General features: G+C 53.1%; 17 protein-coding genes. 3 read left to right on the plus strand and 14 right to left on the minus strand.

What is annotated here, in order from left to right; all coding sequences use genetic code 11:
- Nucleotides 1-9 precede the first annotated feature (9 nt).
- From ACMGGM_RS20095 to ACMGGM_RS20105, 3 genes are all read right to left on the minus strand, one after another.
- Nucleotides 10-2,520 carry a fimbria/pilus outer membrane usher protein gene (locus ACMGGM_RS20095; protein ID WP_396294917.1) on the minus strand — a complete coding sequence of 837 codons (2,511 nt, stop codon included), beginning with the start codon at nt 2,518-2,520 and terminating at the stop codon, nt 10-12.
- Nucleotides 2,521-2,594: 74 nt separating this feature from the next.
- Entirely contained in the window at nt 2,595-3,269 is a 675-nt protein-coding gene (locus tag ACMGGM_RS20100) for a molecular chaperone (protein WP_250365983.1), read from the minus strand.
- Between the two features lie 68 nt (nt 3,270-3,337).
- Nucleotides 3,338-3,874: a fimbrial protein gene (locus tag ACMGGM_RS20105; protein ID WP_023338176.1), complete on the minus strand. Its 537-nt coding sequence runs from the start codon at nt 3,872-3,874 to the stop codon at nt 3,338-3,340.
- Between the two features lie 252 nt (nt 3,875-4,126).
- Here ACMGGM_RS20105 and ybiB point away from each other — a divergent pair, with 252 nt between their 5' ends.
- Nucleotides 4,127-5,089: a DNA-binding protein YbiB gene (gene ybiB, locus ACMGGM_RS20110; RefSeq protein ID WP_023332467.1), complete on the plus strand. Its 963-nt coding sequence runs from the start codon at nt 4,127-4,129 to the stop codon at nt 5,087-5,089.
- A 118-nt stretch (nt 5,090-5,207) separates the two neighbouring features.
- Here ybiB and ybiJ read toward each other — a convergent pair whose 3' ends face one another.
- The 3 genes from ybiJ to mcbA all read right to left on the minus strand — a co-directional run bounded on the left by ybiJ (nt 5,208) and on the right by mcbA (nt 6,410).
- On the minus strand, nt 5,208-5,468 hold the full coding sequence (gene ybiJ, locus ACMGGM_RS20115) for a DUF1471 family protein YbiJ (RefSeq protein ID WP_014883102.1): 261 nt from the start codon (nt 5,466-5,468) through the stop codon (nt 5,208-5,210).
- 285 nt (nt 5,469-5,753) lie between these two features.
- Nucleotides 5,754-6,020, minus strand: a complete 267-nt coding sequence (locus ACMGGM_RS20120; RefSeq protein WP_414149066.1) for a DksA/TraR family C4-type zinc finger protein — start codon at nt 6,018-6,020, stop codon at nt 5,754-5,756.
- 123 nt (nt 6,021-6,143) lie between these two features.
- Nucleotides 6,144-6,410 (minus strand): DUF1471 family periplasmic protein McbA, encoded by a 267-nt coding sequence (gene mcbA / locus ACMGGM_RS20125; protein WP_014883104.1) that lies wholly within the window; start codon nt 6,408-6,410, stop codon nt 6,144-6,146.
- A 243-nt stretch (nt 6,411-6,653) separates the two neighbouring features.
- Between mcbA and rlmF the strand changes: the two genes are divergently transcribed.
- A complete protein-coding gene (gene rlmF / locus ACMGGM_RS20130; RefSeq protein WP_023332468.1) occupies nt 6,654-7,565 on the plus strand; it encodes a 23S rRNA (adenine(1618)-N(6))-methyltransferase RlmF in 912 nt (303 codons plus the stop codon).
- 48 nt (nt 7,566-7,613) lie between these two features.
- Here the strand turns inward: rlmF and ybiO are convergent, their stop codons facing one another.
- The 6 genes from ybiO to rhtA all read right to left on the minus strand — a co-directional run bounded on the left by ybiO (nt 7,614) and on the right by rhtA (nt 14,219).
- Nucleotides 7,614-9,827 (minus strand): mechanosensitive channel protein, encoded by a 2,214-nt coding sequence (ybiO, locus tag ACMGGM_RS20135; protein WP_058690456.1) that lies wholly within the window; start codon nt 9,825-9,827, stop codon nt 7,614-7,616.
- A gap of 123 nt (nt 9,828-9,950) precedes the next feature.
- Nucleotides 9,951-10,673 (minus strand): glutamine ABC transporter ATP-binding protein GlnQ, encoded by a 723-nt coding sequence (gene glnQ / locus ACMGGM_RS20140; RefSeq protein WP_014883107.1) that lies wholly within the window; start codon nt 10,671-10,673, stop codon nt 9,951-9,953.
- The gene (glnP, locus tag ACMGGM_RS20145; RefSeq protein ID WP_003858462.1) at nt 10,670-11,329 is read right to left on the minus strand and encodes a glutamine ABC transporter permease GlnP; all 660 of its coding nucleotides are present in this window, start codon (nt 11,327-11,329) and stop codon (nt 10,670-10,672) included. Before glnP ends, glnQ begins: the two co-directional genes overlap by 4 nt.
- 93 nt (nt 11,330-11,422) lie before the next feature.
- A complete protein-coding gene (gene glnH / locus ACMGGM_RS20150; RefSeq protein ID WP_250365984.1) occupies nt 11,423-12,166 on the minus strand; it encodes a glutamine ABC transporter substrate-binding protein GlnH in 744 nt (247 codons plus the stop codon).
- 362 nt (nt 12,167-12,528) lie between these two features.
- Nucleotides 12,529-13,032: a DNA starvation/stationary phase protection protein Dps gene (gene dps, locus ACMGGM_RS20155; protein ID WP_008501171.1), complete on the minus strand. Its 504-nt coding sequence runs from the start codon at nt 13,030-13,032 to the stop codon at nt 12,529-12,531.
- A gap of 299 nt (nt 13,033-13,331) precedes the next feature.
- Nucleotides 13,332-14,219, minus strand: coding sequence for a threonine/homoserine exporter RhtA (gene rhtA / locus ACMGGM_RS20160; RefSeq protein WP_014883109.1), 888 nt, complete (start codon nt 14,217-14,219; stop codon nt 13,332-13,334).
- 355 nt (nt 14,220-14,574) lie between these two features.
- On the opposite strand from rhtA, the gene ompX reads away from it, so the two are divergent.
- Complete coding sequence (gene ompX, locus ACMGGM_RS20165) at nt 14,575-15,093, plus strand: outer membrane protein OmpX (RefSeq protein ID WP_014883110.1); 519 nt, start codon at nt 14,575-14,577, stop codon at nt 15,091-15,093.
- Nucleotides 15,094-15,203: 110 nt separating this feature from the next.
- Here ompX and ACMGGM_RS20170 read toward each other — a convergent pair whose 3' ends face one another.
- Together ACMGGM_RS20170 and mntS are read right to left on the minus strand one after the other, a co-directional pair.
- The gene (locus tag ACMGGM_RS20170) at nt 15,204-16,787 is read right to left on the minus strand and encodes a phosphoethanolamine transferase (protein WP_014883111.1); all 1,584 of its coding nucleotides are present in this window, start codon (nt 16,785-16,787) and stop codon (nt 15,204-15,206) included.
- A gap of 283 nt (nt 16,788-17,070) precedes the next feature.
- Nucleotides 17,071-17,199: a manganase accumulation protein MntS gene (gene mntS / locus ACMGGM_RS20175; protein WP_014831181.1), complete on the minus strand. Its 129-nt coding sequence runs from the start codon at nt 17,197-17,199 to the stop codon at nt 17,071-17,073.
- Nucleotides 17,200-17,254 lie beyond the last annotated feature (55 nt).

The raw sequence follows: 17,254 nt of genomic DNA on the forward strand, positions 1-17,254 counted from the left end.
CTCGGTTGATTACTGACACTGCGCGGCAGCGTTAATAATGTCTGTTTTCTCTTTTTCATCCGTGAGCGTGTATTCCGCAACGCAGTGGTCGCTGGCTTCCTGTCCCCATGAGACGGAGAGCTTGCCGCGATCGGGCATTCCGGAAAGATAGGTTTGGCCATCAGTGCCGACGATAAATTCGCTGTCCTTATCCTCGGTGGTAACCGTTGCGCCGAAGGGCAGCGGCTTCCCGTTGTGCGTCAGCATCATCAGGACGCGATGACCCACGCGGGTATTGAAGCTTGCCCGCACCACCGCACCGCGGGTTGGCGTGACGATCTGCGAAGCGTGCGTCACGTCAGCCTCGTCAGGCAGCGTTTCGGTATCCAGCGAAATCGTGTTGTGGCGATAGGCGGTGACAAAGGGCACCACGGTATAGCCGCGGAAGTCAGTTTCCACGCCCGTCTGGTTGGCGATGTGCGTGCCGCTGGCTCCGGGCGCTTTCACCAGTGCGATGGTCTCGCCCAGCGGCTGGCTCAGCGTCAGGCCGTTAGCGTGGGCTATCATGCCCCCCTGCAGACCGACGTTGGTGGTCCGCTGGTATTTGTCCTGGCTGAAACCGCCACTCACTTCCCCGTAGGTGGCTTTATAATCGGCGTTCAGACTGGTAGAGGTACCGTTCTCTGATGAGTCATAGCCTTCCTGCACGTTCCAGTTAAGGTTGTTCTCCTCCAGCGCCGTCCCGTTCAGGCCCAGCGTGTGCGTGGTGCCGTCTTTATTGTTATTCATGTTGTAGGAGGCCCAGGTGTTGCTCATCCAGCGATCCAGCGGTACCGACACGCTCAGCGCGAACAGGTTATCGTTACTGACCGAATCGCCTTCGTCATCACGGCTGTTGGTGTTTTTGTTGAGGCTATAGCTCATGCTGTAGGTGATTCCCTTCCAGCTGTTGTTATAGCTGACGCTCATCGAGGTCATGTCCTGACCCTGGTTCCAGTAGGTCTCTTTGACCAGGCTCAGCGTAAACGATCCCCAGCCTTCGCCGAGGGTTTGATCGATGGTGGCCTCGGTACGCGCGCGGCGCTGCTGCGGTGCTGACCAGTCATCGGCGCGGGTATAGGACTCCATGGTGTCTTCGAGGGTGTAAAACCCTTTACTGTTGTAGCGATAGCCAGCCAGAGCGAAGTTTGTGCCCGTACCCGCGAAATCTTTGCTGTAGCGCAGACGCCAGGATTGCCCCTTGCTGGCCTGCTGTTTTTTGAGCAGCGCTTTGGCGCGCGTCACGTCGACAGAAAACGCGCCAAGATCGCCAAAGTTTTTACCGGTGCCCAGCGCCTGTGACTGATAATGGCTGCTTTGCTGTACGCCACCGTAGGCGGTGAATCCGTACGGCAGGCCATAAATGGCACTTCCCTGAGCGAAGGGCGTTTTTTCCACGTCTTTGTCATAAGAGCGGTAGCGCCCGGCAGTGACGCTGTATTTCAGATGCTTTTCGCGCTGGAGGACCGGTACGGAGGCGTAGGGCACCACAAAGTGACGTTCGCTGCCGTCCGTCTCTTTCACGGTGACCTGGAGATCGCCGCTGCTGCCGGTGGGATACAGGTCATTAATTTCAAATGCACCCGGCGCAACGGTATTTTGATAAATCACGTAGCCGTTCTGACGTACCACCACCAGCGCATTACTGTGGGCCGTGCCGCGGATGATCGGGGCATAGCCTTTTTCGCTGTCCGGCAGCATATCGTTGTCGGAGTTCAGCTGCGCGCCGGTATATGGAACGCTGTCAAATACGTCTGCCGGGGAGCTGCTTTGGCCTACGGTCAGGTCGCTTTTTAACGCCACGATATCGCGCTGGGCATAGGTGTAGACCGAGTTAAAGGATTGCTCTTCTTCGTGACCGCTGGTGCTGCGACTCCAGGTGGAGTAGTTGCGCAGGCGCCACGCGCCGACGTTCAGGCCCGGACGCAGGTTAACGTACTGGCTGCTGTTGTCCTGCATGCCCTGCTGACGGGCGTGGCTCTGGCTGGCGCTGGCGCTGTAGTTGAGGATGCCCGCCGTGATCCCCTCATCAAATTCTGTTGGGTCAATATAGCCACGGGGAACCTGACCGAGCGCGGACTGCGGAATGCTCAACAGAAGCTGCTGGTTGCTGACGCGAAATGTCGCCGTCGCCGCCGGTATGGCGTGCAAATCCGCGCATGCGCCCTTCACGGCAAGCTGAGGATAGTCGTCAGTTTTAATACCCAGGCTTTTTAAATCGGACAGAGTAAAGCAGGGCTGAAGGGAATTTTCTCCATTATCCTGCTTTTGCAATATAAAGGTCACGTCGCGGGTATCAATTTTATTATTATTGATAAAGATCGTGACCTGATATTTCCCTGGCGCCTGTCCCGGGCCTTTTTCATAAATGGAGAGATCGGTTTTTCCCTGCTGTGGATTATCCACATCCAACAATGCTGGATTAAAATAATCATCCGCCCGCGTTTGCTGCGAAAAACCCACGGCCGCTAACCCGCATAGCAGGGTCAGCAGCGTAAGCATCCGATAAACGGAAGGCAATTGCCTTCTTGGGGTTGAAGAATAGGTAATCATAAGGTGCGTTATTGGGTACGGTATTAATGCACGGATGCAGAGAGCGTTTTGCTGATGCTGCCGTAATCAGTAATAATTGACCAGGACATGGTTGAACCGCCGGTATGTGCAGGCAACGCAAAATGGGTTTCGGTTTTTGGTACGGCCCAGGTCGCTTTATCGACCTTATGACCGTTAAGGGTGACCGACTGGAAATTCATATAAAACGGCGTCGGGTTGTTAACCACTAAATCATTGCCCTCGCGGTGCCACTCAAGCTGATCCGCGACCGCTTCCGGTTTACCCTTGACGGAGGCCGGGCGGTACATCAGCTTAATGCGCGTGTTAACCGCAATTTGCAGGGTATTGACCCCAGCCACCTTTTTTGAGGAGGGGATGGCTTTTATATTCAGCCAAAACATCGACTCGCGATCTTCAGGCAAATTTCCGCCGGTACGTACGACGCGCAGAACGTTTTCCTGCTTCGCATCAAGACGAAACAGTGGCGGCGTAATCAGAAAGGGAGCTTTGGCCAGGTCTTTACCGCCAGAATCCGCCCAGGATTGCACCAGATAATCCGTTGCATCTGGGTTTGAAATACCGATAGAGGATTCCTTTTTGCCTCCCTGGTAGACCAGGCGCGTGCCGTTAATAATAACGCCTGCATGTGCCGTTGCAGCTACCAGTAAAAGGGTGCTGAGTAAATAACCGTGACGCATAGTTTTTTCTCAAAATAAGGCGGGACTATCTCTTTTTTGCAAAAGGAAATAGTCCCTGGTGAGCAATATCAGTTATAAATAACCGTGAATGTTGAAACAGAGTTTGCCGGACCCGCGGTAATAGTCGCACCGGTTTGAATATATCGCGCGGCAAACTGCAGATCGTTTACTGCGGTGCCGGAGGCCAGCGGATACTCTTTTGACGGAGTATATAAACTGACGGGCTGTTCAGAAGAGTCGATCAGCTGAATGGCTACGCCGGTTGCGGCATCTGCATCGGGGGTTAACGCCAGGGTGCTGTTGTTATTGGCATCCGGGGTTCCACCGAAGTTGATTGCCGCCGCCGTAACGGTTTCCGGGCAGTTTTTTAACTCAATATCAAACTTCGTGGCGGTGCTGGTGGAGCCGGCACCGGTAAAGACCGTCTTGGAGACTTTGCCTAATGTCACGTTCAACGGGTTACTTAAACCATTCACAACCTGACAGGCGGAATCGATGATTTCGCCCGTAAAGTTGATCTGTCCTTCACCGTCTGTTGCTGCAAAAGCGGATGCCGAGCAGCCAATCACCGACGCGATAAAAAGACCTAACGCAATCTTGTTCATAATAGTTCCTGGTGTGTGGGTAAAAACGTGCCTAAGGTTTTTGCCCGTTGTCCTCAATGATTTCCGTTCGTTATTTAATCAAAGAATGGATGGATAAGAATCTTCTATAGGCATCACAAATAATTGAATCAGTGCTTGCATAATTTTTTTCTTCGGTAAAACAGATGGCTCTGGCGGTGGGGATAAAAAGCTACCGGGCAGGTTTCATCGGGGATATAGTGTTAACAAGGTGACGTTTTCAGGAGAGATACCGTGGATTATCGTAAAATTATCAAAGAGGTAGGGCGTGGAAAAAACCATGCCCGCGACCTGGATCATGAGACAGCGCGTGCGCTTTACACCCGTATGCTCAACGGTGAGGTTCCCGATCTCGAACTCGGCGGCATTCTTATCGCCCTGCGCATTAAAGGAGAAGGTGAAGCGGAGATGCGCGGCTTTTATGAGGCGATGCAGGCGCAAACGCTGCGTCTGACGCCACCTGTGGCAAAACCGATGCCGATCGTCATTCCCAGCTATAACGGCGCGCGCAAGCAGGCCAACCTGACGCCGCTGCTGGCTATTCTGTTACATAAGCTGGGTTTTCCGGTGGTGGTGCATGGGGTGAGTGAAGATCCGACCCGCGTGCTGACAGAAACGATTTTTGAACTGCTGGGGATCGAACCCACTCTCCACGCCGGGCAGGCGCAGGCGAAGCTCGATAGCCATCAGCCGGTCTATATTCCCGTTAAGGCGCTCTGCCCGCCGCTGGAAAAGCAGCTCGCAATGCGCTGGCGAATGGGCGTGCGTAACAGCGCGCATACGCTGGCGAAGCTGGCCACGCCGTTTGCCGAAAATGCCGCGCTGCGCCTTTCCAGCGTTTCGCACCCGGAATACGTGGGGCGCGTGGGGAAATTCTTTGAAGAGATTGGCGGCAACGCGTTGCTGATGCATGGGACGGAAGGCGAGGTGTACGCTAATCCGCAGCGCTGCCCGCAAATAATGCTGATCGACGCGGCTGGGACGCGTATCGCGCTTGAACGTGGGGAAGAGAACAGCGGCGTTATTCTGCCGGAGGCGAAAGATCCCTACATCACCGCGAAGTGGATTGAACAGTGCCTTGCCGGAAATGTGCCGGTGCCGCAGTCCATCAAGTTACAGATGGCCTGCTGCCTGCTGGCGACCGGGGAAGTTGACACGGTCGAGGCTGGCATGAAACGGGTTGAGGCGGCATTTTAGGCAAAAAAAAGCCCGTCCAGTGGCGGACGGGCAAGCAAGGGTAACAAACAACAGGGTCAATGAGGGTTGGAGCAGCTCACCAGAGGGTTTGGTGAGGGTACAGCATTCATTCAGGCGATTATTTGTAGATAACCGCAGTACCGCTCAGCTTGTTGTTGGTGTTAGCGGAGGTGATGGTGTATCCGCTTGCACCGGCAGCAGCCGCTTTCTCAGCCAGTTTGGCTTCCAGACCGTCCAGCGTGGTCGCGCCTTCTGCACTCACCACACCGATTTTATTCATGCTCTGCGCCTGAGTAGATGAAACAGGCTCTACAGCGAATGCGCCAAAAGACAGAGCGGACAGGGCAACAGCAGCAACAGCATATTTGATGGTTTTCATAATTAATCTCTCGCAGGTTATTCTGTTAAGGGGACGATGTTCCGTCGATGTGATAAGTATCACGTTTTTTCTGCAGAGATAAAATCGAAGAGAATTGACGTGGTTAATCAAAAAAATTGAATGACAAATAACTTATTGATTATTAATAAATTCAAATTACGGCTTTACACTTCTTGTTGATACGCTTTACAGAAGAAAGTTGAATGGCACATTTTGCTACGCGGTTCGCTAAAAAGCGTGAGCGTAAAGGTAAGCATTCGGGCGGTTAACTTAGGTAAAGGAAAGTCAGCGTAACTGGCTGTCTTTCGATCCTCTGCGATTATATCCCGAATGTGAAGCGTTTTTTGAATCTTTATCCTGCTGGCAGGTTATACATAACCTTACCCCGGGAATGGCTTTTTGCCGCGCCTCAGGAATGGGCTCTCCGCACTCTTCGCATTCCGTTAAACTTTCGCTGCGCGGAATTTCGCCGCGAGCGCGCGCAACTGCATCTTCAATCGTACTGTTGATCTGTTCGTTCACGGCATCATCATTTGCCCAACCGGAAGCCATCTTGCCCTCCTGATATCGGTTTAAGCCATAGCGTTAATATGGGGTTAAAAAATGCACAATCAAGGTGAGAGGGGAGACAAACTGCATCTGGCAGGCAGATGCAGTCGGGTGAAAGGAAACACGTTATTTATAGATAGTCGCTGTGCCGTACATATGGTTATCTCCACCTGCGGAGTTCACCACGAAGCCTTTAGCGCCTTCCTGGCGAGCTTTTTCAGCCAGTTTATCCTGAAGATCGTCAAGGTTGCTTGCGCGGCTTACCGAGACGGTACCTGCCGGGCGCAACTGGCTGGTGTCCGTGCTTTGGGTCAGGGACTGAACGGCCATAGCGGAGAAAGAGGCGCTCGCCAGGGTACCGGCGAGAAGAGCAAGGGTCAGATACTTTTTCATAATCACATCCTCATGAGGAAACAACAGGTGATTCCCTTTAAGTTTAGAAGCCTGACGAGTGTGATTTAGCGCAAATATTTGATGATGATCTGCTTATTTTTTGAACGATAAAAGCTGACAATCCGCTGACAGATCATAGACATAAAGGTGTTTGATTTATGGCGGTTTTTTAAGGGTTGCAGAGAAAGATTTACCGTAGAGCCAGCACAAGGTATCTTACGCCGCTGTTTAAAGGAGAATGCCATGACTTCCCAAAAGCCGGGATTGCACCCACGAAATCGCCATCGCAGCCGCTACGACATGAACGCACTGTGCCAGAGTTGTCCGGCGCTGCAGGACTATATTGTCGAGACCCCCGCGGGTGAACCGTCGGTTAACTTTGCCGATCCGCTGGCGGTGAAAACCCTGAACAAGGCGCTGCTGGCGCATTTTTACGGTGTGGCGCACTGGGATATCCCGGAAGGCTTTCTCTGTCCTCCTGTTCCGGGCCGTGCTGATTACGTTCATCACCTTGCCGATCTTCTCGCCGACGATCGTGACGGCGCGATCCCCCAGCAGGCTTCCGTCCTGGATATTGGTACCGGGGCAAACCTGATTTACCCCCTGATTGGCGTGCATGAGTACCACTGGCGCTTTACCGGGAGCGAAATCGGTGCCGAGGCGTTTGCCAGCGCGCAGGCGATAATCAGCGCTAACGCTGGCCTGAGTCGTTCCATTCGTTTGCGTCGCCAGAAGGAGGCGACGTCAATCTTCAACGGCATCATTCACAAAAACGAAAGCTATGACGCCACGATGTGTAATCCGCCATTCCATGATTCGGCGGCAGCGGCCCGTGCAGGCAGCGAGCGCAAACGCCGCAACCTGGGTCAGGCCGAAGATGCCGTGCTGAACTTTGGTGGACAGCAGCAGGAGCTGTGGTGCGAGGGCGGTGAAGTCGCCTTCATCCTGCGGATGATTGCCGAAAGCAAACAGTTTGGTCGCCAGGTGAAATGGTTCACCACGCTGGTTTCCCGCGGAGATAACCTGCCGCCACTCTACCGGGCCCTCACCGAAGCAGGCGCGGTGAAAGTGGTGAAAAAAGAGATGGCGCAGGGCCAGAAGCAGAGCCGCTTTATTGCCTGGTCGTTTATGGATGACAACAAACGCCGCAAATAAGGTGTCCCGCAGGCCGGGTCAGGCGAAGCCCGCCACCCGGCAACACGGCTACAATGTCGGCTCCTGCGGAGGTGGCATTGATGCCGGTGAAGGCAACACCTGATACGTCTGCACCGGCATCCGCACGTTTGCCAGATCAAAGTGTTTTTTCACCATGCTGTCGAGCGCAAAGCGCACCGTCCACTGCTTCAGCGGCTGGGTGGTGAACGACACGCGAAGCGTAAATGCCGTATTCGTCAGCCCGACGATCCCGGCAAATGACGGCTCGCCAATTACCAGGCCGCGAATATCCTCCATCTGCATTAACTCTTCAACGGCGTCCCGCAGCGCCTGCTTCGCTTTGTCCGCATCCTCATGACGATCCACATCGTAGTTCGCCACAACGGAGCCAATGCCGCGCACAAAGTTGGCGAAGGTGGTGATCGATGACCACGGAATAATGTGGTATGCCCCGGTATCCTGACGCACGCCCACCGAACGAATCGACATCCGCTCGACCGTGCCGGTCAGCGGCCCGATGGTTACCAGATCGCCGGTGTTCATTCCGTTCTCAAACTGGATAAAAATGCCGGTAATAATATCCTTCACCAGCGTTTGTGACCCGAAGGAGATCGCCAGTCCCAGCGCACCGGCACCTGCCAGCAGCGGAGCGATGTTTACGCCGATTTCCGACAGCACAATCATGATGGTGATGGTACTGATGATCACCGCCAGCGCATTGCGGAAAAGGGTCAACAGCGTGCGCGCACGGGCGCTGGGGAGCGGTCTGCCGTGAATATCGGACACCAGACGGTTCTCGATAAGGCTCGCCAGCAGCGTCCACCCAACGGCGGAGAAAAACAGAATCAGTGCGATACGAATTAAAATATCAACGGTCTTCTCACCTGCGCCGTTATGCAGCCAGTTCCAGAAATCAAACAGGTTCCACGCATTCAGCAGCAGCATAATCGCCACGCAGACGGTCAGAATGCGCGCCACTTTGAGGGAGACTGACATCCAGCCGTTCACGCGTTTTTGCAGTTCCGGATAATTACGCTGTACGTGCGGGGACAGGGTGATGGTTTTCGAAATCCAGCGCGACAACAGCCCCGACACAAATGCCGCGATGCCGATAATCGCCAGGCTTTTGAACGTCGCCCCCATCATAAATTTGAGGCTATTACCCGGGTCGAACAGTGAGAAGAAGCACAGCACGATGAAATAAGCGCTTGCCAGCCAGTGCCACACCAGCGCGAAGGCGCGAATGAAGAGGCTAAAGAACGACAAAGAACGATCGGCCAGATGCAGCAGACTCTCCGTGATCGCCTTTTTATTGTGGAAGATGAGGTACAGCGACCAGACGGTAATACAGAGCATGATTAACACGTTCGCCAGCGCGCCAAACTGCACGTTCACCTGGTTGGAGATGATCGGCACCGCAACCAGCAGGCCGTAGCCAATCAGGCCGCTGAGCACGCTGAGCCGCACGGCCCAGTATTTCGCGCTGTCGTTACCGATCGTAAACGGGCGGAGTTCAGGCACGCGCGGGCAAAAGATGACGCGCAGTACCGCTTTAAAAAATTCGATGAGCGCAAACGCATTCAGAAAGAGCGCCTGCTGGAAGGCAATGGTTTTGTTGCCCGTATTGAGACGGTCCGCCAGCACCTGACCCACAAACAGCGTCAACGCCAGCAGCAGTAAATCAATAATAAAGGCTCCGGCGATCATGGCGGGGAGGTGCAGCCAGCTGTTTTTATGCTGGTTCTTTTTTCGGCCCCAGTAGCCCATCTTGCGGTACAGCGGCCAGGCACAGAGGCGTACCAGCCAGTAAAAAAGAAATACCGCGCCCGCCAGCATCAAAAACTGGGTGGCGGCGGCGCTAAAGGTTTGCGGGTTAAATGCCTTATGCGGTGATCCCATCAGGTTGCGAAAGAGCTGGGCAAAGCGTGTGGAGAGCGCTTCACCAAAGCGTCGGCTCACGTCGGTGACGTTTTCCAGCACGGTTTTTTGTTCCTCTACCTGCGGCGGGGTGAGGGTAGGAACGGTCTCCTTTGGCGGCGTGGCGGCGGCTTTACGCAGCTGATCGATTAACTCTTTTCGGGAGGCATCGTTTTCAAGCACGTCGGCAAGTGCGCCGTAAGCCGCTTTTTTTTGTTCAACATCCGGTTCCGGGGGCGGCGTACTTTGCTGGGACGCGGTCGTTCCGGTGGTCACGCCGGGGATCGCCACGGCGAGGGATGGCGCACTAAACAGGCTTATCAACAGCAGCAGGAACCACGGCACGGCGTCCTCCGACAAAATATCGTGCAAAATGATAAGTATAGAGGGCGCGGGGAGGAGGGGAGTTTTTGGGAACAATCTGGCGTAAAAAAGCCGGGCAAGCCCGGCTCAGCGTGAAGCGTAAGATCAGGAGACGTGCTGCAGGAACTCCTGCAAACGCTGGCTCGGCGGATTAGCAATCAGTTCCTGCGGGTTACCGTCTTCCGCGATACGACCTTTATCGATAAAGATCAGGCGGGACGCGACTTTCTCCGCAAAGCCGATTTCGTGGGTCACGATAACCATCGTCATCCCTTCCTCTGCCAGGTCCTGCATGACTTTCAGCACTTCGTGGCGCAGCTCCGGGTCGAGTGCGGACGTTGGCTCATCAAACAGCATCATCTTCGGCTTCACTGCCAGCGCGCGGGCAATCGCGACGCGCTGCTGTTGACCACCGGAGAGCTCGGAAGGGTAGTGGTGCGCACGTTCTGCCAGACCCACTTTTGCCAGCAGATCTTTTGCCAGCGCTTCCGCCGCCGCTTTGCTGGCACCGCGCACGCGCAGCGGGCCGAACATCACGTTTTCCAGCGCCGTCAGGTGCGGGAACAGGTAGAACTGCTGGAACACCATGCCCGCTTCCTGACGAATCAGGCGCTCGTCCACTTTCGGGTCATTGACCTTCAGACCGTCGACAATCAGATCGCCGCTGGTGACCTCTTCCAGTTTGTTGATACAGCGCAGCAGAGTGGATTTACCGGAACCGGACGGTCCGATAATGACCACCACTTCACCCTGCGTAATATTCAGATCAATATTGTGCAGCACCTGGGTTGGGCCAAAGTGCTTGGAAACGTTTTTAAATTCAATCACAGGATTTTCATCCTTCTTTCAAGACGACGCAGAACGAAGCTCAGAACCAGAGTAATGATCAGGTAGACAACGGCTACCGCACTCCAGATTTCCAGCGCGCGGAAGTTGCCAGCAATGATCTCCTGCCCCTGACGGGTCAGCTCAGCCACGCCGATAACGATGAACAGCGACGTATCTTTAATACTGATGATCCACTGGTTACCCAGCGGTGGCAGCATGCGACGCAGCGCCAGCGGAAGAATGACGTGGCGGATCGTTTCGCGACGCGAAAGGCCCAGCGCCAGACCCGCTTCACTGAAACCTTTATGAATCGACAGCACCGCACCGCGGGTGATTTCCGCAATGTAGGCGCCCGAGTTGATCATAATGGTCACGACGGCTGCGCTGAACGGATCGATACGCAGGTCGGTGAAGGCCATTGGCAGGGCGAAGTAGATGAACATGACCTGCACGACAATCGGGGTGCCGCGGATCACTTCGATGAAAACCAGTGCGATGTGGTTTGCAATCCAGCCGCCGTAGGTGCGGGCGAAACCGGCGACAAGACCGATAATCAACCCGCCCACCAGACCCAGGACCGAAATCCACAGGGTCATTTTAGCGCCTTCAAGCAAGAGTGGAATGGCAGGCCAGATGGCGCTCCAGTCAAACTGCATGATGTATTCCTGTATACCGTGGTGAAAAACGAAAAATGTAGGCCCGGTAAACGTCAGCGCCACCGGGCGTTACAAACCTGATTTCAGGTGAAATTATTTAGGCTCAGTACCGAACCATTTTTTGTAGATTTCGTTATACGTGCCGTTCTCTTTCAGCGTTTTCAGCGCGCCGTTCACTTTCGTACGCAGATCGTCGCTGCCTTTCGGGAATGCGATACCGTACTGCTGTGCTTCCAGAGAGTCGCCTACCGCTTTGAACTTGCCGTTACCTGCGGTTTTGATGAAGTACAGGATGTTCGGTGTGTCGTGCAGAACAGCGTCAGCACGGTTGGTGCCGAGTTCCATGTACGCGTTGTCGATGTTCGGGAACTGACGCAGGTCTTTGGTTTTAATGTTCGCTTTTGCGTAATCCACGGAACCGGTACCGCCCTTCACTGCGACAACTTTACCGTCGAGGTCTTTCACGCTTTTGACGTCATTGTTATCGGCTTTGACCATGACCAGCAGACCACTTTTGTAGTAACCGTCAGAGAAGTCGATCGCTTTTTTACGCTCTTCGGTGATGGTGATACCCGCCAGGGCCAGATCAACGTTTTTGGTTTGCAGTGCCGGGATGATGCCGCTGAAGTCCATTGGCTTCAGGGTGTAATCCAGTTTGAGTTCTTTTGCGATAGCGGCCCACAAATCAACATCGAAACCAACGTATTTATCACCCTGTTTGAATTCAAACGGAACGAACGCCGTGTCGGTCGCCACAACCAGTTTGTCGGTAGCCTGAGAGGACACCGCAAAAGCCAGGGTAAGTGCAGCCAGTGAAACTTTTAATACAGACTTCATAGCATTTCCTTTTATATCCACGGGGCGATCCCCTGAGAGAACGACAGGCACAATGAAAAAATCGTGCCAACTTTACAAGCTGTTGTTTTGCAAAGGGGATGGAGTCATGCATTGCACAAAAAACGGGGCAATGATGTTGTGTTGCACCATGATGGAGCACCATTTTGGTGCGCGTCGTTTGGCTCAACTGACGGGGAGATATTTAGCGTAAATTCTGACGAAAAAACAATCTTCCATTAACGGTTGTGTGAGGTGATTATTACAATTTCTTCACTTTTGCACCGTATCAGGCCAAAAGTGTGCACCATAGATGTGCAAAACCCTCACCGGAAGGCGAGGGTTCGATAGAAAAATCGTATGGATTACTCGATGTTAGATTCGATAAACCACAGGAACTGATCCAGATCGCGGGAGGCGGCGGTGAAGATATCTGCCGTATCCTCATCTTTGGCTTCGCTAATCGCTTTGCGCACGTCATTGGCCACAATCGCGTAACGGTCTGCCAGCTCTTTCAGGTGATCCTGCACGGTATGGATATCCAGCGGGTAGCTTTTCAGTGGCGTTTTACTGTTAATCACCTGCGTGGTACCCAGCGCAACACCACCCAACTGTACGGCACGTTCAGCCATCGTATCGAGGTGTGTCACCAGTGCTGTGCGGAAGCCATCCAGCATTTCATGAACGGCAATAAAGTTTGCACCGCGCATATTCCAGTGGGCCTGTTTGGTGATCAGCGAAAGATCGATGAACTGGATCACCTGGCGATTCAGCAACTCAATGGTCGCTTTTTTGTCGCTATCCGATACATCGTTACGGGTATAAAGCAGATTAGACGCTTTCGTTTTCACCAGTTTAGCGGTACTCATAATCTCATATCCTCTTGATGTTAATGTCCCAGGTAATTACGGAACTAAGTATAGCACCGGATTTTTTCTCTGCGGTCTGGCTGTGCCTATCGGTTTAATAGCAAGAAGGAGGTTGATAATATAATTTACTGATATAAATAGATTATTTCAGAATTGATACAGATCAATCTTAATTGAGGACAGAGAAAACAGGCCTGGCAGGATATTTCGATAATATGACAAAGTATGTAAGAAATTATAACGCCTGACGATCTGGCCTTTATTCTGCATGGCCAGAAAGCCATGCAGAATATATGGCATCAGTTGATGTCGATTTTCTCAACTTTGGGTTCCGGGCGCATGGTGAGCGTTGACCCCATTGAGGCTGCAATAATAGAGCAGAGTGCCAGCGTCTGGGTAAACGTCAGCGTTTCGCCAAGGAATACCATTCCGGAGATTGCCGCCAGGGCAGGCTCCATGCTCATCAGGGTGCCAAAAATGCGTGTCGGCAGACGCGTCAGGGCGATCATCTCCAGAGAATAGGGGAGCGCCGTTGAGAGCACTGCGACCGCCAGCCCAATGGGCATAACTGACCATTGCCAGATAGACGCCGTGGCCTGCGCCATACCGATCGGCACAAAAACGATAGCCGCAATCACGGAACCCAGGGCGACCGTTGCCGGGCCATGTTCTTCGCCAGCGCGCTGCCCGGTGAGGATATAAACGGCCCAGCAGGCACCGGCTCCGAGAGCCAGCGCGGCACCCGTAAGATCAATCTCAGTGACATTCTGGCCGAGCGGCAACAGGAACCATAAGCCCAGCACCGCTAATACGACCCAGATAAAATCCACCGGACGACGGGAAGAGAAAAGTGCCACCGCCAGCGGACCGGTAAACTCCAGCGCGACGGCGATCCCGAGGGGGATGGTCTGGATGGAGAGGTAGAACATATAGTTCATCGCCCCAAGGGACAGACCATAAAACAGCAGGGGGAGACGTTGCTCTTTTTTGAAGCGCAGACGCCAGGGTTTGAAAATGGCAACCAGTATCGCCGTGCCCAGCACGATACGCAGGGCCGTCACCCCGGGTGCCCCTACCAGTGGAAAGAGCGATTTTGCCAGTGAGGCACCGCTTTGAATGGACAACATGGCAATGAGTATGACTGCTACCGGCAACCAGACCGACGACGTGCGGGATAACCCAGGCATCCTTTCTCCTGTCAGCTTCTGTCAAATGAAGTAAAGGTTGCAGTGTAAAGGAAATATACAGCGACGGTTGAGACTCTGTTGAAAAAAAAGCCCCATGAAATCCGTAAAATGGTTAACTACTGCTGGATTAATCGTCTTAAAGATTAGGAATAATCTGGATGAATGTAACAGCACAGACGCGCAATATGGGCGTTTTGTAGGAAAAATCGCATGTGATTTGAAAGAGTTAGCTGAGGTTGGAAACGTTCTGTTACAGGAAAGACCTCGTTAGACATCACGAATCACAAAGAGTTTCGCAAAATTTTTTGATATATTTAAAACTTACGGACTTACTTGAAGCACATTTGAGGTGGTTATGAAAAAAATTGCATGTCTTTCAGCACTGGCCGCTGTACTGGCTGTTTCCGCAGGTACCGCTGTAGCGGCTACTTCTACTGTAACCGGTGGTTACGCTCAGAGCGATATGCAGGGCGTAATGAACAAAACTAACGGTTTCAACCTGAAGTATCGTTACGAGCAGGATAACAACCCGCTGGGCGTGATCGGTTCTTTCACCTACACCGAGAAAGATCGTACTGAAAACGGCGCGTACAACAAAGGCCAGTACTACGGTATCACTGCTGGTCCAGCTTACCGTCTGAATGACTGGGCAAGCATCTACGGTGTTGTAGGTGTTGGCTACGGTAAATTCCAGCAGACCGAAAACCAGGGTCTGAACCGCACTGCAAGCACCAGCGACTACGGCTTCTCCTATGGCGCAGGCCTGCAGTTCAACCCAATCCAGGACGTTGCTCTGGACTTCTCCTATGAGCAGAGCCGTATCCGCAACGTTGACGTTGGCACCTGGATCGCGGGCGTAGGTTACCGCTTCTAATCACTCCGGTGATCGAATAAAAAATCCGCCCAATGTGGCGGATTTTTTTTGTTTGTTCCCTCTCCCCGTGGGAGAGGGTCAGGGTGAGGGCATCAGTCTGACGGCAGAAATCACTTACTCTTAATATCAAAAATATCCGTACCCAGATGGTTATAGTCAACTTTCTGTAACTTGAAGTTGGTAACGTACACTGGGGGCGCTTTCTTGTTGGAGATAAACGGATACGCATTTTTTATCTCTTCGGCTTTAATCCCCGTCCACTGAGAGAAGAACTGCAGGAAATCATTCGCCGAACGGCGCGCTTTAATCACGCGATGCGTTTTATCATCACTCGACAGCACCATAAACGGTACCTGGAAGTTCTGCTGGAACTTGTCGTCATGGGCCAGGTATTGCACTTCTTTGCCACGCTCTTTAAACGCCAGCCCGTGATCCGAGAAATAGACCACAGAGAAACTGTCGCCCGTATTGCGCAACTGATCGTACAGCTTGCTGAGCAGATCGTCGGTTTGCGTCATGGTATAGAGATAACAAGAGGTCTCTTTGGACTGCACGAAATCCGCGTATTTCCCGTCAGTGCGATCGCAGGCCTGCGGGTGTGAGCCCATCAGGTGAAGGACAATCAGCTGAGGCTGGGTGCGTGGTGTGGCAAACACCTGCGCCGTCATTTTCAGCAACGCTTCGTCTTTCGTATTTTTGTCGGCCTCAAAGTCACCGCTCTTCAGGAACTGCACTTCGTCAGCACGCTTCGCGATACTGGCGATGGCCGTATCGTATTCGCCAATTTGCCCCTGATTAGAGAACCACCATGTCTGGAAACCTGCGCGGTTTGCCAGGGTAACAAAGTTATCCTGGTACTGGGGTTTGCCCTCTACCACACGGTTTAGCGTCAGACCCAGCGATTTCTGCGTCGAGCCACTGGCCGCGACATAATCAGTAAACAGGGTGCCATTGACCGAGCTGGCAAACGGCGTGTTATTCCAGTGTCCGCCGAATGCGCCCATTGCGTCGCGACGGGCACTCTCGCCGATCACTACCACGTAGGTATGGTATTTCGGCTTCACCGCCAGCACGTTCCAGGTGTCTTTCTTATTGGAAAGTTCAGCCATGCGGGCCTGCTCGTCGAGCACTTCTCTGTTATTCACGACAACGTCTTTCACGAAGCGGAAAACCGGATAGCCTACGTTAATGAGCCTTAACTTACCGTCCCAGGGAATATTCTGGATGGGGGCGACGAACGCCACGGCAATACTGAATACCAGACAAAGAATTTCGATCTTGCCCCAGGACTTTTTCTCAACTGACTGACGGCGGAGGGCAATAACCCCCAGCGCGAAGATAAAGAGCCCTACCACGTAGCTATACCACGGGAAGATGGTCAGGATCTCCGTCGACTCTTCCATATTGGTCGAGTGCAGCGCGAGCAGGGTATTAAAGTTTGGCGAGCCATAAGCCTGGCCAAACGGGAAATAGAGGGCAGCGACCAGCGAACAGATTCCAATCAGCGTTTTTTGCACGCGCGGAGCGGCCCGCCACAGCACATGCAGAATGCAGGTGAACGCCACCGCATACAGCAGGCTGAAGGGATAGCCGAGTGCAAAGTTAATCAGCAATGACTGCAAAAAATAAAACGCCGTCCACGGGCTTAAGGCCCGGCTACGGGTAACGACAGAATCTATCAGGGTTAAATTCATAGGTCACTATCATGGATAAAAACGCCATGTGCTCACCCTGGCGTCAAGGGTCATAACCTGCCTGACAGTGCGTAGAAAGGGAATGAGGGTCCGCTTCAGCGAGCCGCAAATAGTGCAGGGCTGCAAGAAGATAGTGCGAGCGCAAAATAATAGCAACAGTTGCTCAACAGATGTTTTGCGAAGAGGATTGCAAATCCGTAAAAAAGATCGGGAATAGGGCGGCCGGAAGCCAGTTTACAGCAGGAATGTGACGCAGAGATGAAGCGGCGTACCGCAACGCCGCTTAGTGGGAAGGTTTGTCGTCCTGATGCGGTTTGTTGTTAAACATATCGCACAGCATGTTCAACAGCATCAAGCGCACTTTAAAGGGAGAGTGGGTAAACACGGTCATACACCTCTTGAATTCGTTCATAAGACCTCCTGATTTTTGATCCCTTCGATCCGTGAAGGGTGACTGCATTACATAC

The organism is Enterobacter sp. BNK-14, from assembly GCF_047456095.1.
Classification (GTDB): Bacteria; Pseudomonadota; Gammaproteobacteria; order Enterobacterales; family Enterobacteriaceae; genus Enterobacter; species Enterobacter kobei.

Bases quoted from the DNA above. Each gene is read 5' to 3' on its own strand.
- ACMGGM_RS20095 (WP_396294917.1), bottom strand. From the start codon at position 2,520: ATGCTTACGCTGCTGACCCTGCTATGCGGGTTAGCGGCCGTGGGTTTT.
- ACMGGM_RS20100 (WP_250365983.1), bottom strand. From the start codon at position 3,269: ATGCGTCACGGTTATTTACTCAGCACCCTTTTACTGGTAGCTGCAACG.
- ACMGGM_RS20105 (WP_023338176.1), bottom strand. From the start codon at position 3,874: ATGAACAAGATTGCGTTAGGTCTTTTTATCGCGTCGGTGATTGGCTGC.
- ybiJ (WP_014883102.1), bottom strand. From the start codon at position 5,468: ATGAAAACCATCAAATATGCTGTTGCTGCTGTTGCCCTGTCCGCTCTG.
- ACMGGM_RS20120 (WP_414149066.1), bottom strand. From the start codon at position 6,020: ATGGCTTCCGGTTGGGCAAATGATGATGCCGTGAACGAACAGATCAAC.
- mcbA (WP_014883104.1), bottom strand. From the start codon at position 6,410: ATGAAAAAGTATCTGACCCTTGCTCTTCTCGCCGGTACCCTGGCGAGC.
- rlmF (WP_023332468.1), top strand. From the start codon at position 6,654: ATGACTTCCCAAAAGCCGGGATTGCACCCACGAAATCGCCATCGCAGC.
- glnP (WP_003858462.1), bottom strand. From the start codon at position 11,329: ATGCAGTTTGACTGGAGCGCCATCTGGCCTGCCATTCCACTCTTGCTT.
- glnH (WP_250365984.1), bottom strand. From the start codon at position 12,166: ATGAAGTCTGTATTAAAAGTTTCACTGGCTGCACTTACCCTGGCTTTT.
- dps (WP_008501171.1), bottom strand. From the start codon at position 13,032: ATGAGTACCGCTAAACTGGTGAAAACGAAAGCGTCTAATCTGCTTTAT.
- rhtA (WP_014883109.1), bottom strand. From the start codon at position 14,219: ATGCCTGGGTTATCCCGCACGTCGTCGGTCTGGTTGCCGGTAGCAGTC.
- ompX (WP_014883110.1), top strand. From the start codon at position 14,575: ATGAAAAAAATTGCATGTCTTTCAGCACTGGCCGCTGTACTGGCTGTT.
- ACMGGM_RS20170 (WP_014883111.1), bottom strand. From the start codon at position 16,787: ATGAATTTAACCCTGATAGATTCTGTCGTTACCCGTAGCCGGGCCTTA.
- mntS (WP_014831181.1), bottom strand. From the start codon at position 17,199: ATGAACGAATTCAAGAGGTGTATGACCGTGTTTACCCACTCTCCCTTT.